The 24,131-nt window shown below is 64.2% G+C and carries 19 protein-coding genes and 2 pseudogenes; 7 read left to right on the top strand and 14 right to left on the bottom strand.

From position 1 onward, the window contains the following. Positions 1–21: 21 nt before the first annotated feature. Positions 22–642, top strand: coding sequence for an alpha-ketoglutarate-dependent dioxygenase AlkB (locus EBB56_RS14910; RefSeq protein ID WP_260425375.1), 621 nt, complete (start codon positions 22–24; stop codon positions 640–642). Between the two features lie 175 nt (positions 643–817). On the opposite strand, the gene gcvT is transcribed toward EBB56_RS14910, so the two are convergent. Next, positions 818–1,927, bottom strand: coding sequence for a glycine cleavage system aminomethyltransferase GcvT (gene gcvT / locus EBB56_RS14905; protein WP_045991477.1), 1,110 nt, complete (start codon positions 1,925–1,927; stop codon positions 818–820). A gap of 83 nt (positions 1,928–2,010) precedes the next feature. Beyond that, the gene (locus EBB56_RS14900) at positions 2,011–3,402 is read right to left on the bottom strand and encodes a sodium:alanine symporter family protein (RefSeq protein WP_045991478.1); all 1,392 of its coding nucleotides are present in this window, start codon (positions 3,400–3,402) and stop codon (positions 2,011–2,013) included. Between the two features lie 564 nt (positions 3,403–3,966). Here EBB56_RS14900 and gcvH point away from each other — a divergent pair. Together gcvH and gcvP are read left to right on the top strand one after the other, a co-directional pair. After that, a complete protein-coding gene (gene gcvH / locus EBB56_RS14895; protein ID WP_045991479.1) occupies positions 3,967–4,359 on the top strand; it encodes a glycine cleavage system protein GcvH in 393 nt (130 codons plus the stop codon). Between the two features lie 146 nt (positions 4,360–4,505). Then, the gene (gene gcvP, locus EBB56_RS14890) at positions 4,506–7,400 is read left to right on the top strand and encodes an aminomethyl-transferring glycine dehydrogenase (protein ID WP_124804722.1); all 2,895 of its coding nucleotides are present in this window, start codon (positions 4,506–4,508) and stop codon (positions 7,398–7,400) included. A 102-nt stretch (positions 7,401–7,502) separates the two neighbouring features. Here the strand turns inward: gcvP and EBB56_RS22410 are convergent, their stop codons facing one another. The 7 genes and pseudogenes from EBB56_RS22410 to EBB56_RS14865 all read right to left on the bottom strand — a co-directional run bounded on the left by EBB56_RS22410 (position 7,503) and on the right by EBB56_RS14865 (position 15,109). Further along, positions 7,503–8,213 carry a helix-turn-helix domain-containing protein gene (locus tag EBB56_RS22410; RefSeq protein WP_409360214.1) on the bottom strand — a complete coding sequence of 237 codons (711 nt, stop codon included), beginning with the start codon at positions 8,211–8,213 and terminating at the stop codon, positions 7,503–7,505. Next, positions 8,203–8,454: pseudogene (locus EBB56_RS22405) on the bottom strand (hypothetical protein); the annotation flags it as partial. The pseudogene EBB56_RS22405 and the gene EBB56_RS22410, both read right to left, overlap by 11 nt. A gap of 119 nt (positions 8,455–8,573) precedes the next feature. Next, positions 8,574–9,122, bottom strand: a complete 549-nt coding sequence (locus EBB56_RS22055) for a hypothetical protein (RefSeq protein ID WP_260425380.1) — start codon at positions 9,120–9,122, stop codon at positions 8,574–8,576. A 108-nt stretch (positions 9,123–9,230) separates the two neighbouring features. Next, positions 9,231–10,660: pseudogene (locus EBB56_RS22050) on the bottom strand (hydantoinase/oxoprolinase family protein); the annotation flags it as partial. Between the two features lie 9 nt (positions 10,661–10,669). Next, the gene (locus EBB56_RS14875) at positions 10,670–12,415 is read right to left on the bottom strand and encodes a hydantoinase B/oxoprolinase family protein (protein ID WP_124804721.1); all 1,746 of its coding nucleotides are present in this window, start codon (positions 12,413–12,415) and stop codon (positions 10,670–10,672) included. 223 nt (positions 12,416–12,638) lie between these two features. Continuing rightward, positions 12,639–13,967, bottom strand: a complete 1,329-nt coding sequence (locus EBB56_RS14870; RefSeq protein ID WP_124804720.1) for a cytosine permease — start codon at positions 13,965–13,967, stop codon at positions 12,639–12,641. Between the two features lie 224 nt (positions 13,968–14,191). Continuing rightward, positions 14,192–15,109, bottom strand: coding sequence for a LysR family transcriptional regulator (locus EBB56_RS14865; protein ID WP_045991484.1), 918 nt, complete (start codon positions 15,107–15,109; stop codon positions 14,192–14,194). Between the two features lie 193 nt (positions 15,110–15,302). On the opposite strand from EBB56_RS14865, the gene EBB56_RS14860 reads away from it, so the two are divergent. Further along, complete coding sequence (locus EBB56_RS14860; RefSeq protein WP_108447898.1) at positions 15,303–15,641, top strand: YfcL family protein; 339 nt, start codon at positions 15,303–15,305, stop codon at positions 15,639–15,641. A gap of 26 nt (positions 15,642–15,667) precedes the next feature. Further along, positions 15,668–17,041, top strand: coding sequence for a nucleotide 5'-monophosphate nucleosidase PpnN (gene ppnN / locus EBB56_RS14855; RefSeq protein WP_124804719.1), 1,374 nt, complete (start codon positions 15,668–15,670; stop codon positions 17,039–17,041). An 84-nt stretch (positions 17,042–17,125) separates the two neighbouring features. On the opposite strand, the gene EBB56_RS14850 is transcribed toward ppnN, so the two are convergent. Together EBB56_RS14850 and EBB56_RS14845 are read right to left on the bottom strand one after the other, a co-directional pair. Next, complete coding sequence (locus tag EBB56_RS14850; RefSeq protein WP_045991487.1) at positions 17,126–17,494, bottom strand: hypothetical protein; 369 nt, start codon at positions 17,492–17,494, stop codon at positions 17,126–17,128. After that, positions 17,494–17,958, bottom strand: a complete 465-nt coding sequence (locus EBB56_RS14845; RefSeq protein ID WP_045991488.1) for a flavodoxin domain-containing protein — start codon at positions 17,956–17,958, stop codon at positions 17,494–17,496. Before EBB56_RS14845 ends, EBB56_RS14850 begins: the two co-directional genes overlap by 1 nt. Positions 17,959–18,110: 152 nt before the next feature. Here EBB56_RS14845 and EBB56_RS14840 point away from each other — a divergent pair, with 152 nt between their 5' ends. Further along, positions 18,111–18,317 (top strand): DUF2788 domain-containing protein, encoded by a 207-nt coding sequence (locus EBB56_RS14840; RefSeq protein WP_045991489.1) that lies wholly within the window; start codon positions 18,111–18,113, stop codon positions 18,315–18,317. Positions 18,318–18,558: 241 nt separating this feature from the next. Beyond that, complete coding sequence (locus EBB56_RS14835) at positions 18,559–19,938, top strand: uracil-xanthine permease family protein (protein WP_045991490.1); 1,380 nt, start codon at positions 18,559–18,561, stop codon at positions 19,936–19,938. Positions 19,939–20,204: 266 nt separating this feature from the next. On the opposite strand, the gene ihfA is transcribed toward EBB56_RS14835, so the two are convergent. The 3 genes from ihfA to pheS all read right to left on the bottom strand — a co-directional run bounded on the left by ihfA (position 20,205) and on the right by pheS (position 24,025). Beyond that, a complete protein-coding gene (ihfA, locus tag EBB56_RS14830) occupies positions 20,205–20,501 on the bottom strand; it encodes an integration host factor subunit alpha (protein WP_045991491.1) in 297 nt (98 codons plus the stop codon). Positions 20,502–20,558: 57 nt separating this feature from the next. Next, complete coding sequence (pheT, locus tag EBB56_RS14825; protein WP_045991492.1) at positions 20,559–22,940, bottom strand: phenylalanine--tRNA ligase subunit beta; 2,382 nt, start codon at positions 22,938–22,940, stop codon at positions 20,559–20,561. A gap of 65 nt (positions 22,941–23,005) precedes the next feature. After that, complete coding sequence (pheS, locus tag EBB56_RS14820; RefSeq protein ID WP_045991493.1) at positions 23,006–24,025, bottom strand: phenylalanine--tRNA ligase subunit alpha; 1,020 nt, start codon at positions 24,023–24,025, stop codon at positions 23,006–23,008. Positions 24,026–24,131: the final 106 nt, after the last annotated feature.

Raw genomic sequence — 24,131 nt, 5'->3', positions numbered from 1 at the left:
GACCCCAAAGCGCTGTTCAAATTGCTACACGAAGCGCCATCCCAAACCCTGGTCGAGACCCCACCGCTTTACTACCTGCCCGGGCTCATAAGCGAGCCCGATGCAAGCGACCTGCAGGATAGGCTGCGCCAGGAACTCGACTGGCAGCAGCCCGAACTGACCCTTTACGGGCGCAGTCATCCCATTCCCCGCCAGCAGGTATGGATGGGCGATCACGCCTATCGCTACTCCGGCAGGGACTTCGCGCCCTGCCCCTGGCATCCGTCGGTGGCGGCCCTGCGTGATCGTCTCAATGGCCTGCTCGAACGGTTTTCGGCCGTCGAAAAGAGCACACCGACCAGCGCCTTCAATAGCGTACTGATCAACCGCTATCGCAACGGCGAGGACCGCATGGGCTGGCACTGCGATAACGAAGCGGAACTTGGCGATTGCCCTACCATCGCCTCCATCAGCCTGGGGGCGACCCGTCCCATGCGCTTTCGCTGGAAGGACCGCTCGTCCGCGGCCTTCAACGTCTGGCTCGAAAGCGGCAGCCTGCTATGGATGGGGCCCGGCTGCCAGGAACAGCTCGAACACGCCCTGCTGCCACGCAAGATTCCGGGTGAGCGAATCAACCTGACCTTTCGTCGACTTGTCGTCTGACCTGCAATGCCGGCGCCAGACCCGAGCCGTCTCTTTCTCCAGGACATAAAAACGGCGCCCTGTGGGCGCCGTTGATCGTTCATCCGATGGCACTTTCCGCCACACAAGATAACGGTATAACGCGTTATCTATCGAGATGTCAGCCGCGTTGTCAGCCGCGTTGTCAGCCGCGTTGTCAGCCGCGATAGTAACCCGGTGTGATGACCGGCATGCGCGTCACCGTCATCGGCAAACGCTTGCCACGCACCTCGGCGTACACGGTGGTGCCGATCTCGGCGTGATCGAGGCTGACGTAGCCCATGGCCACCGGCTTGCCGACGCTGGGGCCAAAGCCACCGGAGGTCACCTGCCCGAGCAGACGATCGTCCTCGCTGTAGAGCTCGGCACCTTCGCGCACCGGAGCACGCCCCTCGCCCAGCAGGCCGACGCGCTTGCGCTGGTGGTCCTTGACTTCGACCTGGTGCAGCACCAGATCAGCCCCCGGGAATCCACCGGCGCGCTCGCCGCCACGACGACGTGGCTTGCCAATGGCCCAGATCAGCCCCGCCTCCACCGGCGTGGTGGTGGTATCGATATCGTGGCCGTAGAGACAGAGCCCGGCCTCCAGGCGCAGGGAATCACGCGCCCCCAGGCCGATGGCCTCGACCTCTTCCTCGGCCAGCAGCTTGCGCGCCAGGGCGTCGGTCTGATCCGCCGGCACCGAGATCTCGAAGCCATCCTCGCCGGTATAGCCGCTGCGGCTGATCCACACCGGGATACCGTCGATGTCGAAGCGACCATGCTGCATGAACACCATCTCGCAGGCTGCCGGACACAGGCGCGCCATGACATCGGCGGTCTTCGGCCCCTGCAGCGCCAGCAGGCCGCGATCGACTACCTCGACTTCGTGGTCGGGCAGCCCGCGACGCAGATGGGCGATGTCCTGATCACGACAGGCCGCGTTGACCACCAGGTAAAGGTGGTCACCGGCGTTGACCGTCATCAGGTCATCGAGGATCCCGCCGTCTTCGCTGGTAAACAGGCCATAGCGCTGCATGCCTTCGGGCAGGCCGACCAGATCCGCCGGCACCAGGGTCTCCAGCGCGGCCAGCGCGTTCTCGCCACGAATCAGGATCTGCGCCATGTGCGAGACGTCGAACAGGCCGCAGGCCGCGCGGGTGTGCTCGTGCTCTTTCTTGACCCCCAGCGGATACTGAACGGGCATGTCATAGCCCGCGAACGGGACCATCTTGGCCCCCAGCTCTCGATGCAGGGCATTCAGCGGTGTCGTCTTGAGTTCACTCATGGCGTTTCGTCTCGTGGTTCGTGAAAGAACCCTTGCAACGACAGGAGGTGCCCCTGAGGGCACCTCCCGTGGTCGGCTCAGGCTCAGGACTTGTCGTGATCAAGGGCCTCGCCCGGCAGGATGTCCTTGCCGTCGAAGTAGTCCTTGGTCAGCTTGAACACCACCGGCGACAGCAGCGCCAGGGCGATCAGGTTGGGAATCGCCATCATGGCGTTGAAGGTGTCGGCCATCAGCCAGATGAAGCCAAGCTGGGCCAGCGCACCCACCGGAATGGCCAGCACGAACAGTACCCGGTAGATCATGATGGAGCGGGTACCGAACAGGAACTGGAAGCACTTCTCGCCATAGAAGGACCAGCCAAGGATGGTGGTGAAGGCGAAGATCGCCAGGGCGATCGACACGATGGCCTCACCCCAGCCATTGGGCAGGGCATTGTCGAACGACAGCGCGGTCAGCGAGGCGCCGGCCTCACCGGTCTCCCAGATCGGCGCGGTCAGGATCACCAGGGCGGTGATGGTGCACACCATGATGGTATCGATGAAGGTACCGAGCATGGCGATCAGCCCCTGGCGAACCGGGTTCTTGGTCTGGGCCGCGGCGTGGGCGATCGGCGCGCTGCCAAGGCCGGCCTCGTTGGAGAAGATACCCCGAGCGACACCGAAACGGATGGCCGCCATCACCGCTGCGCCGGCGAAACCACCCATGGCGGCGTGGGGATTGAAGGCGTAGTAGAAGATGTTGCTCAGGGCGCCACCGATCTGGTCGGCGTTGACCGCCAGGGCACTGACACCGGCGATGATGTAGGCGATACCCATGATCGGCACCAGCTTGCCGGCCACCTTGGCGATGCGCTTGATGCCGCCGAGGATCACCGCACCGGCCAGCACCATGATCACCACACCGGTAATCCAGGGCTCGATGCCGAAGCTCGACTCGAGGGCGTCGGCCACCGAGTTGGACTGCACGGTGTTACCGATACCGAAGGCGGCCACGGCGCCGAAGAAGGCGAAGGCACCGCCCAGCCACAGCCACTTGCGGCCGAGTCCGTTCTTGATGTAGTACATCGGCCCACCGATATGGAAACCGGTGTCATCGGTCTCGCGATAGCGCACCGCCAGCACTGCCTCGGCAAACTTGGTGGCCATGCCCACCAGGGCGGTGATCCACATCCAGAACACCGCACCGGGGCCACCCAGGGCAATCGCCGTGGCCACACCGGCGATGTTACCGGTACCAATGGTCGCCGACAGCGCCGTCATCAAGGCGTTGAACGGCGAGATCTCGCCTTCATCCTTGCTTTCGGACTTGCTGTCACGCCCGCCCCACATCAGCTTGAACCCCATCCCCAGCTTGCGGATGGGCATGAGCTTGAGACCCAACTGGAGGTAGATACCCACCCCCAGCAACAGGATCAGCATGATCGGTCCCCACACCACCCCATTGATGGCGGAGAAGATATTGTTGAGTGCTTCCACGGAAGTCTCCCTTTTGACTCGGCACTTGTTGTTATGCGCTGTCGACCAGCAGAAAGCCTGTTTACCGTGAATTGTTATCGGAATAACAGGCATATCAGACGAATCGACAGCACGGACCCGCCTACGATAGCGGATATTGTCGCAAGGGCACCAGCAACGCTTGTCCACGCTAACGCCGCTTCGCCAGCCGTTGTTTGCATGAACGTCAACCGTGTTTCCTATTGGAAACTTTTGCCACCTTAGCCAAGGCGGTTGGTCTTGGCAAATCCCCCTTTGGTCGCTGAAGGCCCCCGCGCCTCTTCGACGTCTGTAGCATAGTCGCCAACGTCGAATCATGCCGGGTCTCGCCACCAACGCGTCCATCACGTGCCATCCGCCCATCCCCTTCACCTCACCGTGGCTTCAGCCACGGGCGTGGACTGGACGCCAACCGCGAGTCGTTCCACCCTATGTCTTGAGAGTGCGGCGACCACCCCGTTTTTCTCTCATCATGGACTCGCCAAACGCCGAGAATGGCGTTAGCATGCGCGAAACCGGAAAACCTTTTTCGTATAGGAAATCGAGATGAGCTCAATCCCCGCCAACCTGCGCTATGTCGACAGCCACGAATGGATTCAGGACAACGGCGACGGAACCGTCACCATCGGCATCACCGATCACGCTCAGGAAGCCCTGGGTGACGTGGTCTTCGTCGACCTGCCCGAGGTCGGCACCAGCCTCGCCAAGGGCGACGAATTCGGCGTTATCGAGTCGGTCAAGGCCGCCTCTGACCTCTATGCGCCGGTGGACGGCGAGATCGTCGAGGTCAACGAGTCCCTCGAGGACGCTCCGGAGACCGTCAACGAAGCGCCTTACGAGGATGGCTGGATCATGAAGGTGCGCCTCGACGACCAGAGCGCCCTCGACGACCTGCTCGACGCCGACGCCTATCAGGCGGTGGTCGACGCCGAAGGCTGAGCCGGGCCTCTGCGACCCGCGCCACAAGGGGGAGCCACTCCCTCCCCTCGCCGGGGCCATGTGGCCCCGGCCAACGCGCCCGCCACCACGCGAGGCAACCCGTTATTCATCCGGATCTTCGGGGTCCGTCACACTCAAGGTGTTCCATGGCTTTCGATACACGTCGCCTGGCCGAACTGGCCGATCACGATGCCTTTCTCCGTCGTCACAATGGTCCCGATGGGGACGACAGGGCCAAGATGCTGTCGGCCCTGGGTGTCGAAGGCGTGGAGTCCTTGATCGACAAGACGGTGCCCGCCAACATCCGCCTGGGCCGTGAGCTCGATCTGGATCCCCCCAAGGCCGAAGCCGAGGCGCTGGACTACCTGTATCGTCTGGCCCGCCAGAACAAGGTCGCCCGCAGCTACATTGGCCAGGGCTACTACGACACCCACCTGCCGGCGGTCATTCAGCGCAACGTGCTGGAAAACCCGGGCTGGTACACCGCCTACACCCCCTATCAGCCCGAGATCTCCCAGGGCCGCCTGGAAGGCCTGCTGAACTTCCAGCAGATGGTGATGGACCTGACCGGGATGGAATTGGCCAACGCCTCGCTGCTGGATGAAGCCACCGCCGCCGCCGAGGCCATGGCGCTGTGCCGACGCTCCAACAAGAAGGCCAAGACCAATGCCTTCTTCGTTGCCGACGATGTATTCCCCCAGACCCTGGACGTACTCAAGACCCGCGCCTCCTGGTTCGGCTACGAGATCGTCATCGCCCCGGCGGAAGAACTCGCAAGCCATGACGTCTTCGGCGCACTGCTGCAGTACCCCGGCAATGACGGCCGCGTCCACGACCTGGCACCGCTGATCGCCGAGGCCAAGAAGCGTGGCGTGATGACCTGCGTTGCCACCGACCTGATGGCCCTGGTACTGCTCAAGGAGCCCGGCGCCATGGGCGCCGATATCGTGGTCGGCTCGAGCCAGCGTTTCGGCGTGCCGATGGGCTTCGGTGGCCCCCACGCTGCCTTCTTCGCCACCACCGACAAGCTCAAGCGCTCGATCCCCGGCCGTATCATCGGGGTGTCGAAGGATGCCCGCGGCAACACCGCCCTGCGCATGGCCATGCAGACCCGCGAGCAGCACATCCGTCGCGAGAAGGCCACCTCCAACATCTGCACCGCCCAGGCGCTGCTGGCCAACATCGCCGGCTTCTACGCGGTGTATCACGGCGCCGAGGGCCTGCGCACCATCGCCGGGCGCATCCATCGGCTGACCACCATCCTGGCCACCGGCCTGGCCCAGAGAGGCGTCAGCCTGGCCAACGACAGCTACTTCGACACCCTGCGTCTGACCGGGGTCGATCGCGGCAAGATCCACGGTCGAGCCATGACCCACGAGATCAACCTGCGCTACTTCGACAACGGCGACGTGGGTGTCAGCCTCGACGAGACCACCACCGCCCACGATCTGGACGCGCTGTTCGACGTGCTGCTGGGCGAGGAGCACGGCCTTGGCGTGCGCGAACTCGACGACGGCATCCTCGAGTCCCAGGCCAGCGGCATTCCCGCCGCCTGCCGACGCGAGAGCGACTTCCTTGAGCACCCGACCTTCCAGCGCTATCGCAGCGAAACCGAGATGCTGCGCTACCTCAAGCGCCTGGAGAACAAGGACCTGTCGCTGGCCCACGCGATGATTCCACTGGGCTCCTGCACCATGAAGCTCAACGCCACTACCGAGATGATGCCGATCACCTGGCCGGAGTTCGCCCGCATCCATCCCTTCGCGCCGAAGGATCAGGTCGCCGGCTATCGCCAGATGATCGACGAACTGGCGGCCTTCCTGGTGGAGATCACCGGCTACGACCACATCTCGATGCAGCCCAACTCCGGCGCCCAGGGCGAATACGCCGGTCTGCTGGCGATCCGTCGCTACCAGGCGGCCCAGGGCGAGGGCCACCGTGACGTCTGCCTGATTCCCAGCTCCGCCCACGGTACCAACCCGGCCTCTGCTGCCATGTGCAGCATGCGCGTGGTGGTGGTGGAGTGCGACGAGGATGGCAACATCGACCTGGCCGACCTCAAGGCCAAGGCCGAGCAGCACTCACAGGCGCTGTCCGCGATCATGCTCACCTACCCGTCCACCCACGGGGTGTTCGAGGAAGGCGTGCGCGAGGCCTGCGACATCGTCCACGCCAACGGTGGCCAGGTGTATATCGACGGCGCCAACATGAATGCTCAGGTCGGCGTGGCACGTCCGGGTGACTTCGGCGGCGACGTCAGCCACCTCAACCTGCACAAGACCTTCTGTATCCCCCACGGCGGTGGTGGCCCCGGCATGGGCCCGATCGGTGTCAAGGCGCACCTGGCGCCCCACGTGGCCAACCACAGCGTGACCCCGATCGACGGTGTCGAAGAGGACTCCGGCGCGGTGTCCGCGGCGGCCTTCGGCTCGGCCTCGATCCTGCCGATCTCCTGGGCCTACATCAAGATGATGGGAGCACGCGGCCTGCGCGAGGCCACCGAGCTTGCCATCCTCGGCGCCAACTACATCGCCACTCGCCTGGAAGCGCACTATCCGGTGCTCTACAAGGGCCAGAACGGCACCGTGGCCCACGAGTGCATCATCGACATCCGTCCGCTCAAGGCGGCTTCCGGCATCAGCGAGGAAGACATCGCCAAGCGCCTGATGGACTACGGCTTCCACGCCCCCACCATGTCCTTCCCGGTGGCCGGCACCCTGATGATCGAGCCCACCGAGTCGGAGTCACTCTATGAGCTGGACCGCTTCTGTGACGCCATGATCGGCATCCGCGAGGAGATCGCCCGGGTCGAGAGCGGCGAGTGGAGCCTGGAGGACAACCCTCTGGTGAAGGCCCCGCACACCATGGCCGACCTGATGGACGCGGACTGGAACCGGGGCTACTCCCGCGAGATCGGCGCCTTCCCCTCCGAGGCGGTCAAGGGTGCCAAGTACTGGCCGGCGGTCAACCGGGTCGACAACGTGCTGGGCGATCGCCAGCTGATCTGCTCCTGCCCGAGCATCGACGAATACCGCGACTGAGCGCCCACAACGCTCCTGCGGTGACAAACAACGACGCGGCCCTTGGGCCGCGTCGTTGCGTTTGCTGTATCTCCTTGTTTCGGAGCTTGTCGAAGGCGGGCTTCAGCCGGCCCCCTGGCCATCCCGATGACGATGTCGCATCTCGCTGGCCGAGCAGTCGAAACGGCGTCGAAAGGCACGGCAGAACTGCGCCTGGTCGCTGAACCCCCAGCGGTAGGCGATCTCACCGATGCTCACCCCTTCCGCCAGATCGCACAGGTCCCGACGCGCGGCCTCGAGCCGCTGCATGCGAATCCAGTCGTTGACCGAGTGGCCGGTCTCGGACAGCAACTTGTGCAGATAGCGCAGCGAAATGCCACATCCCTCCGCCACCATTGACGGCCCCAGTTCCGGGTCGCCAAGGCGGGCAGAGATAAATCGCTCGATCCGCATCAGGTGGGCGCTTTTCAACTGGGACTGGTCGCTGACCAACACCCGGTCATCCTTCTCCAGCACCAGCGACAGCATCGATAGCGCCTGCTCGAACAGGCGCTGACGCTCATCGCGGGAACACTCATCGAAGCGACTGGCACAGATCGCCAGAAACTCGACGAAGGCCCGCCCCATGCCAGTGTTCGCCTCGAAGCAGTGCTGAGCGTAGCGCTCGACACCGCGCACCCGATGCTTCATCGATGCATCCGGCACCTTGAACACCCACATGGCATTGGCCTGCTCGTAGCCGAAGCGATAGGGAAGATCCCCCCCGCTCGACCAGAAACTGCCCCGGCTCGCAACGCAGCGAACGTCCGCCCTGCTCGAAGAACACCTCGGCACGTTGGGGGATGGTCACCAGGAAAGAACTCTCGGGATCGGCGGCGATCTGCGCCTGGTCGCGGGAATACACTAGCCCGTCGGAAGTCAGGCGTGACAGCGAGAAGTCCTGATCGTCGGTCTTCCACACCTTGAGATCGCCGCGAAACGGCGCGTTTTCGTCGCGGTAGCTCAGGCTCAGGGGAAAGTAGGTATCGGAGATCCAGCGCGACCAGCGCGCCCTGGTATCCTGTGTCGTGACCATGTCACTCATGCCAACCTCCTCGGCACTCGTGCCTCTCGTTATTGTTGTTGCGGTCTGGTGTGGCTGTCTCGTGGCGCAGAACCCGAGATCGATCCTGCCGATCCCGGGAAACCGTCGCCTCAGCCGTCGATCGGGCTGAGCACATAGCTTGCAGTGCTCGACAGGGTCGCCTTCCAGCCGGGTGGCAGCACGATATTGGTGGTGGCCTCCTGGATGACCGCTGGCCCTGTCACCTCATGCCGGGGGTCCAGTGCCTCGCCGTCGTAGACCGGCGTGGGCACGGGTTCGCCTTCACCGTCGAACAGCATATCACGGCGACCCAGCAGCGCCGCCTCGAGCTCCCCCCCTCGGGCCTCCAGGGTCGGCATGGTCGGCGGTTCCACCTCACCGATCACCGAGCACTCCAGGTTGACCAGCTCCACCTCGCTGTCCGGCTCGCAGTAGGAATAGAGCGCCTCATGGCGAGCGTGGAAGGCGTCGCGCAGCTCGCACCAGCCGGCCTCATCGAACTCTCCGCGCTCGCTCTCGACCGTACACTCGTGGATCTGGCCGCGATAGCGGATCTCGAAGCGATAACGGCAGGCAATGGCGTTATCCTCGAAACCGTCCCGCTTGAGCTCGGCCACGCCTTCATCGCGCAACTCGGCAAGGCGCCGGTTGACCCGCACGCGGTGCTCCGGGTCGTCATCCAACGGCAGCACCAGGGAGGTCAGCCGCTCATGCTGAACATTGGAAATGATCTGGCCGAAGGCGCAGAGTCCTGAGGCCACCTTGGGTACCAGCACCTGGCGCACGCCGATCTCCTCGGCCAGGCGCACCAGATGCATGCCGGCTGCGCCACCGGCGCCGATCAGGGTGAAGTCACGGGGATCATAACCCTGCTCCACCGATACCCGGCGAATGCCATTGACCATGTTCAGGTTGACCAGGGTGCAAATGCGAAGGCCGCACGCTCGACGCTGATGCCCAGCGGCTCGGCGATCCTTTCGTGGATCGCCGCCACCGCCGCCTCGCGGTCGAGGCGCACGGTACCGCCGAGCACCGCTTCGGGATCGAGGTACCCAAGCACCAGATTGGCGTCGGTGACGGTGGGTTCGCGCCCGCCCTTGCCGTAGCACACCGGCCCCGGCGAGGCGCCGGCGCTGCGCGGCCCCACCTGCAGCATGCCCTGCTCGTTGAGGTGGGCGATGGAGCCACCGCCGGCCCCCAGGGTCTCGACCTGGATCATCGGCACCCCGATGCGCTGGCGCAGGAAGTCCACATCCTTGCTGTAGTTGGTCTGGCCACCCCGGGTCAGGGTGATGTCGAAGGAGGTGCCGCCCATGTCCACGGTGATGACGTTGTCGACACCCAGCGGCCCGGCCATGTACAGCCCGGCCTGGGGCGCCGAGGCCGGGCCCGAGTTGATCGCCGCCACGGCCTTCTCGCGCATCACCTTGCCCAGCGCCAGTCCGCCGTTGGACTGGAAATACTGTACCGGCTGGCGAGCCCCCAGTTCCTCGAACAGGGCGTCGATGCGCGAGACATAGCGCTGCATCACCGGGCTCAGATAGGCGTTGACCACGGTGGTCGAGGTACGGGTGTACTCGCGCACCTGGGGATAGACCTCACTGCCGCAGCAGACGAAGGTGTCGGGCATCAGCTCTCGCACGATGGCCAGGGCGCGCTGCTCGTGGTCTGTGTTAGCCACCGACCACATAAACGAGATCGCCACCGCGTCCACCCCTTCACGCTTGAACAGCGCCACGGCGTCACGAATCGCCTCCTCGTCCAGCGGCTGACGCTCGCTGCCGTCGGCCAGCATGCGGCCGCCGATCGGCCGGCGAAGATAGCGCGGCACCAGCATATGCGCCGGGGGATACTCCGGATCATAGCGATAGCCGTCTTCCTTGTGGCCGAGGCGGATTTCCAGGCTGTCTTCATGGCCCTCGGTGCACAGCAGGCCAACCTTGGCGCCCTGACGCTCGATCAGGGCGTTGAGCGCCACCGTGGTGCCGTTGATGCAGAGATCGGCATTGGCCACCACCTCACTGGCGGGGCGTCCCAGCGCATCGGCGATCTGGGCAAGGCCTGCGCGGATCGCCTGGGTGCCGTCCTCAGGGGTGGAGGGGCTCTTGAACAGGCTGACGCCCTTGCCCCGCTCTGCCAGGATGAAGTCGGTAAAGGTGCCGCCGGCGTCGATGCCGAGTCGATAGATTGCGGTCATGGGAATCTCCTAGCGTGTCTGGCGCAGTTGACGGGTGGCGGACTCATCCAGGTGCAGCTGGTCATCGACCACTACCCTGTAGTCCTGGCGGGCGCCCTCACGGGACACCAGACCATCACGGACGTCGCCGGCAACCTCCTGCGGCGGTCGCGTCCAGGGATCACCGAAGCCACCGCCACCAGGATTGACGTTGATGACCCGCTCGCCGGGTTCGATGGTCAACAGCGCATTAAGGTCATAGACCGTCTCGCTGCCGTCTGCGTGGCGATGCACCAGCCGCCCGAGCTTGGGCTCGACCAGGGCATTGCGCGCACCGCCTGCGCCAGCAGTGGCGTACTGTCGTCCCTCGCCGAAGGCTACCGCCGTCATGGCGTGGTCCAGCGGCTCGATTTCCAGCCAGGTCCCGGAACCGCCGCGCCGCTCTCCCGCACCGCAACTGTCGGTCACCAGACCATAGCGATGGATCAGGATCGGATAGGAGGTCTCGAGCAGCTCGATGTCACCGGACATCAGCGCACCGAAGCAACACAGCGGACCCCGTGAGTGCCAGCCGTCCATGGTCCGGGTGGCACCGGCGCCGGAGATGATCGACGCCAGCACCATGGTCACGTACTGCTCGTTGCCATGACGTGGGTCGAAACCGGCGATATTGATGCCGCTGGCGTGTCCCCAGGACGCGCTGACCCGCTCGGGCGCCGCCTGCTCGAAGGCCAGGCGTACCGCATCGGTCAAGGTCTCCATGGGCGTGGTGGTGCAGTTGGCGTGGGGTGCCGGCTCGCTGGCGTTGCACAGGGTCCCGGGCGGGCCCATATCGACGCTCAGGCAACGATAGAGCCCCTCGTTGTAGGGTGGCGGCAGCTGGGCAAACATCATCAGCCCCAGCAGCACGCCGGACATCGAGTTGCCCTCGTAGGAATTGATGAAGTAAGGCACCTGAGGGGGGCTGTCGATACGAATGGCCACCTCGTCGCCCTGAATCTTCACATGGGCGGTGATCTCGAGATCCCCCAGGCCATGGCCGGAATCCTCCAGCACGGCGGTGCCGCTGTACTCGCCGTCGGCCACCTCGGCGATCAAACTGCGCATCTGGCGGTCCGCCATCGCCTTGAGCTCTGCGATCGCCGCCTTGACGGTGTCGATACCGTAGCGCTCGAGCAGACGCAGCAGGTGACGCTCGCCGACGCCGCAGGCTCCGTACTGAGCATTGAGGTCGCCTTCCTGATGTTCACGGGCACGCATATTGGTCAACAGCAGGTTGATCACGTCTTCGCGACGGCGCCCCTTTTCCCACAACTTGACCGGGGGAATCCTCAGGCCCTCGGCATAGATTTCCTTGGCGTCGGGGTTGTAGCCCGCCGGGACCGGGCCACCGATATCCGTCAAGTGGCCCTTGCACACCGTCCAGAACACCAGCTCGCCCTCGAAGAACACCGGCTTGTACATGCAGCAGTCGATGATATGACTGCCCTTGTAGGCCGGGTCGTTATGGTAGACGACGTCCCCGGGCGCGATGTCCTCGCCGTAGAAGCCGGCCACCGCCTTCATCGCGGGAATCAGTGAGCCCAGGTGTATCGGGATGTCCTGGCCCTGCAGGATCATTTCGGGCATGGCATCGAACAGGGCGTTGGAATAGTCATGGGCCAGATTGAAGACGCTGGATCGTCCAGTCTTTTCCAGCGTCAGGGTCATCTCGCGCTGCGCCGTCTCCAGCGCTCCCCGAACGACCGCCAGGGTAATGGGATCCACAGTTGTCATGGTCACTCCGCGCTCTTGTGGTTGTTGGAGTCGAAGCGGTGCGCCGCTCCTCATCGTCATCTTCTCGCCGACAGCCATCCAGGGATTGGCGTTGAAGGAGACAGGAGTTGACGCTGAGTGCACTGGAGGGTGGGCTGGCGGCAAATGCACAGGGTCCGCGCCTGCGGAGGGAAACTCCGGGCGCGGACCCTCGTCGCCTGGCCACCGGGGGCCCTTGTGCAGGTCAATCCCGGGACGGCGACAATCCAGCGACGTTGATGGAACCGCCTGGCAGCATGCGTGACAGGGTGAAGGCCAGCAGGAAGGTGGCCGGTGCCGAGAAGCTGGCGAGGGTCGGCTGGTGCATCAGCACCACCCCGACCAGGCAGGCGCCGGCCCAGGCGCCGAGCCCCGCCAACCGGTAGACCGACTCGTCTTCCTCGACACTCGCGGGTGCAGTTTCACGAGCGGCGCGGGACAGGATATGACTCAGCGCGACCCCGACCCAGGCGACCACAAAGATGCCTTGATAGGCCAAGGCCGTGAGCAGATAGCCGAACACATCGGCCGACATCAGCGCCCAGGCCAGGGCCGCCACCAGTGCCATGGCCAGTCCATAGCACGCCTTTCCAGGGCGCCACTGTCCCAGCAGGCTGGCGAGGTTGGAGGTCGCCAAAAAGTAATTGGCGGTATTGATGCGGCTCTGGGTCACCCACACAAGCACAAGACCCGCCAGCCCCATCAGCTCCAGCAGGCCCATGACGATGGCCGCCTCGGAGAGCCCTGCGGTGGGCAGGGTGGCGTCCAGCAGGATGCCCACCACGGCGCTGAAGCCAAAGGCCAGCGCGTAGAACGGCAGGCCGAAGGTGATGCGAGCGTGGAAGCGACGATCGCGGTCCTTGCCGAAACGGGCGTAGTCGAAGGTAAACATCATCAGCACCCAGATACCCATGTAGTAGGTGAAGGTGTGCCACCAGCCGAAGGCCGGGGCGCCACCTTCAGGCACCCGGGTCAGCCAGCCCTCGGGATAGCCGTATCCATCGATGGCCAGCCACACTGCCGCCAGCATGCCCAGCAGATAGACCGGCAACAGCCAGGCGTTGAAACGGTCCAGGAAGCGCTGGACGCCGGCGCCGATCAGGGCGATGCCGACGATCACCACGACCAGGGTGGTCAGCGCCATCGGCCAGCCACTCTGGTGGCTCAGCGCCAGGGCCATCACGTAGCCTTCGAAGACGGCGTAGTAAAGCGCCGTGGCAAAGTAGATCAGGGTCGCCACCAGGGCTCCCAGGCGACCGAAAAGCGTACGGGAAAACTCGGCAACGGTGAGACCAGTGCGCTGGGCGAAACGGCTCAGTACCGCGTTGATGGCGCTGTAGACCAGGATGCTCATGACGATCCCGATCAGCGCATTGGCGGTGCCATAGCTTCTTGCCATGGCCGCCGCCACGACCAGATAGAAGATGGCGCTGAGCACGGCCCACCAGGCCATCATCAGGCTGGAGCGGGACATCCGGTCAGCGTCTTCCTGCGCCTCGCTCGGGCGGTGTTCAGTGATGGGGGGACTAGCCATGGTGATTTCCTCTTGTTGTTGTCGGCATCCGGATCGGAACGCAGCGAGCTAGTGCACGTCAGACGCCTGTCGGGCGTCGGCGGGCAACTTGCCCAGCGCGGATCACGGCACTCCCAGACTGAAAGGTCACAAGAGAAAAGGCTTGGCGCTCAGCGCCCCGGCGCTTGCGTCACAGGGCACTGACGGAAAACTGGCGGTTGATACAAGGAGGAAGGACTGACGCCTCAGCCCTCGGCCTGGCGACCCTCAGGGTGGCCGAAGCGCTCCAGGTGACGCTGCTCGCGAAAGGCCTCGAGCAGGTGGTGGTAGCGACTGGGGACCCGCGCCCCGCGTCGACTGACGAGGTAGAGCGTCTCGTCCATGGGGTGGGTCAGGGTCATCTCGCGCACCTGACGTTGCCAGGGCGAGGTCTCGAGCACCAGGCGCGAGACCACGCTGAAGCCGAGGCCACGGGCCACGGCGTCGAGCACCATGCCCACCTCGTTGGTGAAGCCCTGGCGCGGGAAGTGGCTCATGGAGCTGAAGTCGTCGGGAAAATTGGCTCGCAGCAGGCTACCAGCCTTGTCCAGACCATCGGTATAGCTAATGAAGCCGAGCCCCAGCAGGTCATTGAGGCTGGTGCCGGTAAAGTCCGCCGGCACTACCAGGCTCAAGGGTTCGTCGTGCCACGCCTCACACTCGAGATCCGGGTGACGGGTGACCTCGGTGACGATGCCGAGATCGTGCCGACCGGCCAGCACGTCGGCCAGGATCTCCTGATGGAAGGCGAAGCAATAGGATACGGTCAGCCCTGGATGCCGCTGCTGCTGGCCCAGGATAAACGGATAGAGCATGAGCCCGATGCTGCCGGGTGACGCCAACCGACACTCGCCGCTGTCGAGACTCTCGTCGTCCAGAGAGTGACGAAACTGTTCGTGCTCGGAAAACAGCTTTACCGCGTAGTCGTAAGCTCGGCGACCGGCCTCGGTCAGCCGGAAGCGGCGCCCCTGGCGCTCCAGCAGGGTCTTGTCCAGATAACGCTCGAGCTTGCGCACGTGCTGGCTCACCCCCGGCTGGGTCATCTCGAGACGCTGAGCGGTACGGGTGAAGCTGCCGGTCTCTACCAGGGTGATGAAGGTGCGGAAGTACAGGGCATTGAACATGGAGTGACGCCAGGGTGATCCGTCCGGTTTGCAGGCCAGCGACAAGCCAGGTCATGGCTGCTGCAAACCAAGGCCAATTGAGGAAGTGCCCACGCAGTGCACGAGGCCCTTTCCTTGGGTCGGCATAGTCTACCACTTCAGCACGAAGCCCGCAGCGGTGCGCCCTGACGCCCGGCCGTGGTAGCATCGAGCCATGATCGAGCGTTCATTTCACACCACCTTCGACCAAGAGTTCACCACCATGCATGACCCCATCGCCGCCCGTGCCGACGCCATCCATGATGCCCTGATCGACATGGAGCGTGACGCCAGCGCCGAGGAGCTGTTTCCGCTGGGCTATCTGATTCCCCAGATCCCCCTGGTGGTGGACCAGCTGGACTACGACCCGAGCGAAGTCACCAGTGACGATTTCGACGCCGTCTTCCATGAATGGCTGGACGGCGCCTTTGCCCAGGACGGCATGAGCGACGCGGATCAGAGCGCCGTGCGCGCCCTCTTCAATCAGGCGTGTGCCAAGGCCCCTGCGCCCTGACACCCGCCCAGACAAGGAAGCCTTTTATGCCCGAGACCATTTCCACCACGATCTCCCCCGAGGGCAGCCTCGAGATTCTGTCCCAGCACGAGGTCAATCGTCTGCGCGACAGCTCCCAGACCGGCCTGCACGAGATGCTGCGCCGCTGTACGCTGGCGGTGCTCAATTCCGGCAACCCCATGGATGACGGCCTGGCCCTGCTGGAGACCTACCCCAACTTCGATATCGAGCTATTGCAGCAGGACCGCGGGGTACGTCTGAAGCTGACCGATGCCCCCGCCGAGGCCTTCGTCGACGGCCGCATGATTCGCGGCATCCGCGAGCATATCTCCAGCGTGTTGCGCGACATCGTCTACGTCTACAATGAGATCCAGAACCAGTCGCGCTTCGACCTGGCCACCGGCGAGGGCACCACCAACGCGGTGTTCCATATCCTGCGCAAGGCCGGCACGCTCAAGCCTAGCCGGGATCCCAGCCTCGTGGTGTGCTGGGGTGGCCACTCGATCTCCCGTGAGGAGTACGAGTACACCAAGGACGTGGGCTACCACCTGGGGCTTCGCGATCTCGACATCTGCACCGGCTGCGGCCCTGGCGCCATGAAGGGACCGATGAAGGGCGCCAACGTCGCCCACGCCAAGCAGCGCCGCTACCCCGGCCGTTACCTGGGGGTGTCGGAGCCCGGCATCATCGCCGCCGAGGCGCCGAATCCCATCGTCAACGAACTGGTGGTGATGCCGGATATCGAGAAGCGCCTGGAAGCCTTCGTGCGCCTGGGCCACGGTATCATCGTCTTCCCCGGCGGGGTCGGCACCGCCGAGGAAATCCTCTACCTGCTCGGCATCCTGCTGCACCCGGACAACGCCGACATGGAGTTCCCGGTGGTGTTCACCGGCCCCGCCAGCGCCGCCGCGTACTTCCAGCGAATCGACGAATTCCTGGTCTACACCCTCGGCGAATCGGTGCGCGAGCTCTATCAGATCATCATCGATGACCCGACCGAGGTGGCCCGCACCATGCGCGCCAACATCGACAAGGTCACCGAGTATCGGCGCGCCCGCCAGGATGCCTTCTACTACAACTGGCGCCTGACCATCGCGCGTAACTTCCAGGAGCCCTTCGTGCCGACCCACGAAGCCATGGCGTCGCTGGCGCTGAACCGTGAACTGCCCAAGCACGAACTGGCCGCCAATCTGCGCCGCGCCTTTTCCGGCATCGTCGCCGGCAACGTCAAGGAACAGGGCATTCGCGCCATCGAGGCCCACGGCCCCTTCCGCCTGCACGCCGACGCCGACCTGATGGAGAAGCTCGACGCCCTGCTGACGTCCTTCGTCGCCCAGGGTCGCATGAAACTCGCGGGTGACTATGTTCCCTGCTATACCCTGGGCGGCGCTGTCGCCTGATCGGCCTCATCCGTACCCGCAGCACCATAAAAACACATCGCCCCGAGCCGCAAGGCTCGGGGCGATGTGCATTGAGACCTTTAATCAATCCCGCTTCGAGAACACCAGCACCACGGCGTGCAGCAACAGCCCCGCGGTCGCGCCCTGGGAAAGCACCGCCAGGCCAAGCGCCATGCCATCGACCAGGGTGCTGTAGATCGCCATTACCACCAGGCCTACGACCATGCAGCCCAACAGGGTGAACAGCATGCGTAGAAAGCGCGAGCGTCCCGCGCCATCGAGCAACCGCCACTGAAACAGGCTGGCCAGGGCCAGTACACCGAGCACGATATAGCCCAGCGTCTCGCGGGTATCGAGACCGGCCATCTGGTACCGCGGCAAGGTCAGCGCCAGCACCAGCATCAGGCCGACCATCAGGCTCAGGCGAGCTGGGCTCGCGATCGCCCTGGCCATCAGGCCACCTTCAGGTTCTGACGGGCAATCCAGCCCTCGACCCAGGGCAGCGCCTCGTCATCGGCCATGAAGGTCTCCATGGCGTCGATCTCGAGCCGGTCGTCGAGGCGTGTTGCGCCCTGTTCCTCGAGCAGCTGGTCCAGGCGGCGCCCGGCGCCGCAGAAGGTTTCTCCGTAGGAGCTGTCGCCCAGGGCGATCAGGCCATAGCGAAGTTGCCCAAGGCCGGGGCTCTTGTCCTGCAACTCGCGCACGAAGCTGACGAAATTTCCCGGAAAGTCGCCGCTGCCGGTGGTAGACACGCAGAACAGCGCCAGATCGGGTGCGTCGTCGGTGACGTCGGCCAGGGTCGGGTTTTCGAGCACCGAAACCTCGTAGCCCGCGTCCTCGAATAACGGCTTGACCTGTTCGGCTACGTCGAGAGCACCACCGTACATGGTGCCAACCAGTATCTTGAGAGTAGGCATGTGATGGAATTACCTGAGAATTTTGGTCGGATTCTAGCACGTAGGCTGGCGCCTGCGCATCCCTCGGGCGCTGCAAGCCGTGTCTGGACCGGATACCATGGCAGGCCAGTTCACACTCCCCCGCCCACCGCCACCACACAAGCGAGAGCCCCATGCGCGAGACCTTCGAGGCCTGGATCACCCCCATCATGATCGGCGGCCTGATCCTGTTCATGTGCTTTATCATCTGGGACCTGGCGAAGCAGTCGAAGGCTGGCCGCTTCGGCACCCTGATGCTGTTCATCGTGCTTGGCGCCGGCATGCTGGGCTACGTGGCAAAGGTCGTCATTACCTGGTATCTGGAAGGCAAGGGGGTCTAGCACCGCTCCTGGCGACACTTGCACTCGTCGACTATTCCACCAGAGCCTCGGCCTCCAGGTCGATATCGCCATTGTCCATGTCGTCGTTGTCTTACCGATTCTGCCGTTTTGTTCGTACCGCCGATATCAGGTATCGAACCATTGTTGTATACAGTTCGTCGTCCTACATTGGATACACTAACGTTGCATAGTGTATTCAGCGACTACAGACGCCCTGACAACAACCACAATGGCCAGGATCATGCAGACACCCCCCACGACGCTGTTCGACTTCCACGGCCGGCCCGGCATAGCCCGGGCGCTGCCCATCTCGCTTCAACACGTGCTGGCGATGATCGCCGGTGTCATCACGCCGCCGCTTATCGTCGCCGGCGTGGTCGGCGCCACCCCGGCGGAAAAGCTCCAGCTGATTCAGGTAGCGGTGCTTGCCTCCGGCGTGTGCACCCTCTTCCACCTCTACGGCGCCTGGAAGTTCGGCGCCCGCCTGCCGGCCATCTTCGGTGTCGGCTTCGCCTATGTGCCAACGCTGATCGCCGTCGGCGCCCAGTACGGCATCGAGGGCATCCTGGGCGCCCAATTGATCGGTGGCATCACCATGATGGTGGTGGGCTACTTCATCCAGTTCATCCGCCACCTCTTTCCCCCGGTGGTGGCGGGCACCGTGGTGCTGGTGATCGGACTATCGCTCTATGACATCGCCATCCGCTACATGGCTGGCAGTGGCAACGTCAACGCCGAAGGCTTCGGTGATCTCGTCAACTGGGGCCTGGGCGTTCTGACGCTGGTCACCGTCCTGGTGGCGTCCCAGTTCGGGCGCGGCGTGGTCAAGCTGTCGGCCATCATCATCGGCATGCTGGTGGGCTATCTGGTCGCCATACCGCTGGGCATGATCGACTTTTCCCCGGTGAACAACGCCCCATGGCTGGCGGTGCCGGAGTTGATGCCGTTCGAGATGGAGTTTCACTCCGCGGCCATCATTTCCATGGTGGTGATCTGCGTGATCAATTCGGTCCAGACGATTGGCGATCTCTCCGCGACCAGCGTGGCGGGGATGAACCGGGAACTGGCGACAAAGGAACTCACCGGCGGCCTGCTCGGCAATGGCCTGACGACCACCCTGAGCACCTTCTTCGGTGCCCTGCCGACCTCCACCTACAGCCAGAACGTCGGCATCGTGGCGATCACCAAGGTCATCAGTCGAAGCGTCTTCATGCTGGCGGGTGTCATCGTGCTGCTGGCCGGCCTCAGCCCCAAGTTCGGCGCGCTGATGACGACCATCCCCTATCCGGTCATCGGTGGCGCCACCATCACCGTGTTCGGGATGATCACGGTGACCGGCATCCAACTGCTGATCAAGGACGAGATGACCGCCCGCAACATGACCATCGTCGGGCTGTCTCTCGCCCTTAGCCTGGGCATCACCTCGGTGCCGTCGGCGATCGAACAGTTCCCGGAAACGGTCAAGGACGTGGTCACAGGTGCACCCATCGTGATCGCCGCGATCAGCGCCTTCCTGTTGAACCTGCTGTTGCCGCGCAAGACACTGGCCCAGGAGGCTCAGGAAAGGGAGGAAGAAGCCCGACAGACGAATCTCGATCGCCAGAGCACCGAGGAAGGCTGACGCCCGGCGCGCCTATGACCTTGATATCAGCCACAGCTGCAAAGGCTCTGCTGCAAGGCTCCACTCCAGTCCCGTCACAAAAAAAGCGCCGCCCTTTTGGGGCGGCGCTTTTTACGATGACACTTTGCGTCACGACCTTCGGTTACGGCACTTCTTCAAGGTGACGCCTTTACGGGCCGGGACCTTTCAAGACGATGCAAGACGACACCGTCGTGGAGCAACGCTTGGCGATCGGGCGAGGCCAGCAAAGCCAAGGCTTCACACCTCTAGGCTTCCTCGGGATGCCCCACCTGGCTTTTCAATTTCTGCCCGGGCCGGAAGGTCACCACACGCCGAGCCGAGATCGGAATCTCTTCTCCCGTCTTGGGGTTTCGCCCAGGCCTTTCACGCTTGTCGCGCAGATCGAAATTGCCGAATCCCGACAGCTTGACCTGCTCGTTTTCCCGCAGACAGGCGCGAATTTCCTCGAAGAAGGCTTCCACCATGGTCTTCGCCTCCCGCTTGGACAGGCCGAGCTCGGTATGCAGATGCTCGGCCAGTTCTGCCTTGGTCAACGCTCCCATGTTCTTATCCTCATGGTGATGGTCACGCCAACCGTCCGCGCCCGTCAGGGGAAAGCGTCAGGCACGCAGCTCGGCATCGAGTCCCTGCCGAGCCGTTGCCACGATGGCATCGACCAACTGATTGATTTCTTCGTCATTTAGCGTGCGCGAAGGATGCTGCCAGGTCAAGCCCAAGGCCACACTCTTACGACCTTCGGCTACGCCTTTGCCCTGATAGACGTCGAAAAGCCCCAGTTCGGTGAGCCATTCACCGGCTTCGGCACGCACGCGGTCGAGCAGCGCCTGCACCGGCTGGTCTTCATCCACCACAAAGGCCAGGTCGCGACGCACCTCGGGATACCGCGACAGCGGCGCAAAGGCAGGGATGCTGCCCTGGCTGAGCGCGTCGAGGCGCACCTCGAACAGCACGGCGTCGGTCTTGAGACCGAGCTTGGCCTTGACCGCCGGGTGCAGGGTGCCGATCCAGCCGGCTTCTTCGCCGCGATGGAGGATGCGCGCGCACTGTCCGGGATGCAGTGACGGGTGCTCGCCCGGCTCGAAACGCCAGGCGTCGGCGCTGCCGGTCACTTCGAACAGACTCTCGAGGTCACCCTTGAGATCGAAGAAGTCGACCTTGTCGCGACCGCCGGCCCAGCCTTCGGGAAGGCGCGAGCCGCAGACGATGGCGCCGAGCATCGGCACCTGCTCCAGTTCATCGAGCTCACCGCGGAAAACGAGGCCGCTCTCGAACAGGCGCACGCGGGTCTGCTGGCGATTGAGATTGTGCTCAAGCGCCCTGACCAGGCCCGGGAACAGGCTCGCCCGCATCACCGACAGATCCGCAGAAATCGGGTTGGCCAGCACCGGCGACACCGCTTCGGGCAGCAGCACACGCTGCAGCTCCGGGGCGACGAAACTGTAGGTGATCGCTTCCTGATAGCCCCGTGCGGTCATCTGACGGCGCAGACGCGACAACGGGCTTCTGGCCTCGTGGTCCGCCTTGAGCGCCAGGCGCACGGCGGGTCGACGCACCGGCAAACGGTTATAGCCGTGAATCCGCGCCACTTCCTCGATCAGGTCTTCCTCGATGGTGACGTCGAAACGCCAGCTCGGCACCTTGACCCGGAAGCCAGCGTCGATGCTTTCCACCGCCATGCCCAGGCGCTCGAGGATCTCGCCGACCTCGGCGTCGTCCAGGCGCTTGGACAGCGCCTTGGCCAGCCGCTCCGTGCGCAGGGTCACCTCACGCTGAGCCGGCAGGTGAGCGTCGGATGCCTGCTCATTGAGCGGCCCGGCTTCGCCGCCGCAGATGGCGATCAGAAGCTCGGTCGCCCGCTCGATGGCACGGCGCGTCAGCTCGGGATCGACGCCGCGCTCGAAGCGATGCGAGGCATCGGTGTGAAGCCCGTAGGAGCGCGCTTGTCCGGCCACCGCCAAGGGGGTGAAGAAGGCGCCTTCCAGGAAGATATCGCGGGTGGCCTCGCCGACACCGGAGTGTTCGCCGCCCATCACTCCGGCCAGGGCCAGCGGTCCCTTCTCGTCGGCGATGATCAGGGTGCTCGGGTCGAGACTGACGGTCTGGCCATCGAGCAGCACGAGCTCCTCGCCCTGGCGTGCCAGACGCACGATCACGGCACCCTCGAGGTTGGCACGATCGAAGGCGTGCAGCGGCTGACCCAGTTCCAGCATCACGTAGTTGGTCACGTCCACCGCCGGATCGATGGCGCGTACGCCGCTGCGGCGCAGACGCTCCACCATCCACATCGGCGTGGGACGGCTGATATCGACGCCCTTGATCAGACGGCCGATATAGCGCGGGCAGCGCTCTGCGTCCTCGACCCTGACCGGGAAGGTTTCGTCATGGCTGGCCGCAACCTCGGAGATCTGCGGCTCGTCCAGGCCAAGACGGTTGAGCACGCCAACCTCGCGGGCCAGGCCCTGGACGCTCAGACAGTCGCCGCGGTTCGGCGTCAGATCGACCTCGATGGTGTGGTCATCCAGGCCCAGGTAGTCGCGCAGGGCGGTGCCCACCGGAGCGTCCTCGGGCAACACCAGGATACCCTCGGAGGTGCCCTCCTCCAGGCCCAGCTCCGAGGCGGAGCAGATCATGCCGCGGGACTCGACGCCCCTGAGCTTGGCCTTCTTGATCTTGAAGTCACCCGGCAATACCGCGCCCACCCGGGCGAACGGGATATGCTGGCCGGCGGCCACATTGGGGGCGCCACATACCACCTGCACGGTCTCGCCGCTTCCGTCGTCGACCTGACAGACGTTGAGCTTGTCGGCATCAGGGTGCTGGGCCTTGTCGACCACCTTGGCCACTACCACCTCGCTGAAGGCCGCCGCCACGGGTTCGACGGCGTCCACCTCGAGCCCCGCCATGGTGATCTGGTCGGCAAGCCCCTGGGTGGAAAGCTGCGGAGATACCCACTCACGCAGCCACTGTTCGGATACTTTCATGAGGACTCCTTGACGTCCTGTTCCTGCATTCGATGTTCTTTATCGGGCCCTTTGGCCCGCAGCGCTCAGTGAAACTGACGAAGAAAGCGCAGATCGTTTTCAAAGAACAGGCGCAGATCGTTGACGCCATAGCGCAGCATGGCCAGGCGCTCGGCACCCATACCGAAGGCGAAACCGGTATAGCGCTCGGGATCGATGCCGCCGTGACGGAAGACTTCCGGGTGGACCATGCCGCAGCCCATCACCTCGAGCCAGCCGGTGTGGGAGCACACACGGCAACCTTCACCGGCACACATCACGCAGGCGATATCGACCTCGGCGGAGGGCTCGGTAAAGGGGAAGTAGGACGGACGGAAACGTACCGACAGGTCATCGCGCTCGAAGAAGGCATGCAGAAAGTCTTCGATGGTGCCCTTGAGGTCGGCGAAACTGACGTCTTCCTCGATCAGCAGGCCCTCGACCTGATGGAACATCGGGGTATGGGTCAGATCCGAGTCACTGCGGTACACCCGACCCGGGCAGACGATGCGAATCGGCGGCTCCTCGGCCTTCATGGTGCGCACCTGGACCGGCGAGGTGTGGGTGCGCAACAGCCGGGTGGCGTCGAAATAGAAGGTGTCGGCCATGCCCCGCGCCGGATGGTGGGCCGGGATGTTCAGGGCTTCAAAGTTGTGGTGATCGTCTTCGAGCTCTGGCCCCACCGCCACCTCGTAGCCGATGCGACGGAACAGGCCTTCGATACGCTCCAGGGTGCGTGTCACCGGATGCAGGCCACCGGTGGGCTGTCCACGACCCGGCAAGGTCACGTCCAGGCGTTCTGCGGCAAGCTTGGCGTCGAGTTCGGCCTTGGCCAGGGCCTCGCGCCGGGTATCGAGTTCCTTGGCCAGCTCCTGCTTGGCCTGGTTGATGCGCTCACCGGCCGCCGGGCGCTCCTCGGCGGGCAGCTTGCCGAGCCCCTTGAGCAGCGCGGTCAGTTCGCCCTTCTTGCCCAGGTACTTGACGCGAATCTCGTCGAGTGCGGCCATGGAGTCGGCTGACTGGATGGCGTCGCGAGCTTGTTGAACCAGGTCGGGAAGGTGGTCCATACGTTGAGCTCCGATATCGTTGATCGTTCAGTGGTGGAGTGGTCGCGCAATAGTAGAGAGATCGCGATGAAAAAGGGGTCGCCAAAAAAACAGGGGAAGAGCGGCT

It is taken from the genome of Halomonas sp. YLB-10, assembly GCF_003856855.1.
Taxonomy (GTDB): Bacteria; Pseudomonadota; Gammaproteobacteria; order Pseudomonadales; family Halomonadaceae; genus Halomonas; species Halomonas litopenaei.
This window is presented reverse-complemented; position numbering and strand designations above follow the sequence as displayed.

What these genes read in the sequence shown, in the direction of transcription:
- gcvT (WP_045991477.1), bottom strand. Translation starts at nt 1,927, where the DNA reads ATGAGTGAACTCAAGACGACACCGCTGAATGCCCTGCATCGAGAGCTG.
- gcvH (WP_045991479.1), top strand. Translation starts at nt 3,967, where the DNA reads ATGAGCTCAATCCCCGCCAACCTGCGCTATGTCGACAGCCACGAATGG.
- gcvP (WP_124804722.1), top strand. Translation starts at nt 4,506, where the DNA reads ATGGCTTTCGATACACGTCGCCTGGCCGAACTGGCCGATCACGATGCC.
- EBB56_RS14875 (WP_124804721.1), bottom strand. Translation starts at nt 12,415, where the DNA reads ATGACAACTGTGGATCCCATTACCCTGGCGGTCGTTCGGGGAGCGCTG.
- EBB56_RS14870 (WP_124804720.1), bottom strand. Translation starts at nt 13,967, where the DNA reads ATGGCTAGTCCCCCCATCACTGAACACCGCCCGAGCGAGGCGCAGGAA.
- EBB56_RS14865 (WP_045991484.1), bottom strand. Translation starts at nt 15,109, where the DNA reads ATGTTCAATGCCCTGTACTTCCGCACCTTCATCACCCTGGTAGAGACC.
- EBB56_RS14860 (WP_108447898.1), top strand. Translation starts at nt 15,303, where the DNA reads ATGATCGAGCGTTCATTTCACACCACCTTCGACCAAGAGTTCACCACC.
- ppnN (WP_124804719.1), top strand. Translation starts at nt 15,668, where the DNA reads ATGCCCGAGACCATTTCCACCACGATCTCCCCCGAGGGCAGCCTCGAG.
- EBB56_RS14850 (WP_045991487.1), bottom strand. Translation starts at nt 17,494, where the DNA reads ATGGCCAGGGCGATCGCGAGCCCAGCTCGCCTGAGCCTGATGGTCGGC.
- EBB56_RS14845 (WP_045991488.1), bottom strand. Translation starts at nt 17,958, where the DNA reads ATGCCTACTCTCAAGATACTGGTTGGCACCATGTACGGTGGTGCTCTC.
- EBB56_RS14840 (WP_045991489.1), top strand. Translation starts at nt 18,111, where the DNA reads ATGCGCGAGACCTTCGAGGCCTGGATCACCCCCATCATGATCGGCGGC.
- EBB56_RS14835 (WP_045991490.1), top strand. Translation starts at nt 18,559, where the DNA reads ATGCAGACACCCCCCACGACGCTGTTCGACTTCCACGGCCGGCCCGGC.
- ihfA (WP_045991491.1), bottom strand. Translation starts at nt 20,501, where the DNA reads ATGGGAGCGTTGACCAAGGCAGAACTGGCCGAGCATCTGCATACCGAG.
- pheT (WP_045991492.1), bottom strand. Translation starts at nt 22,940, where the DNA reads ATGAAAGTATCCGAACAGTGGCTGCGTGAGTGGGTATCTCCGCAGCTT.
- pheS (WP_045991493.1), bottom strand. Translation starts at nt 24,025, where the DNA reads ATGGACCACCTTCCCGACCTGGTTCAACAAGCTCGCGACGCCATCCAG.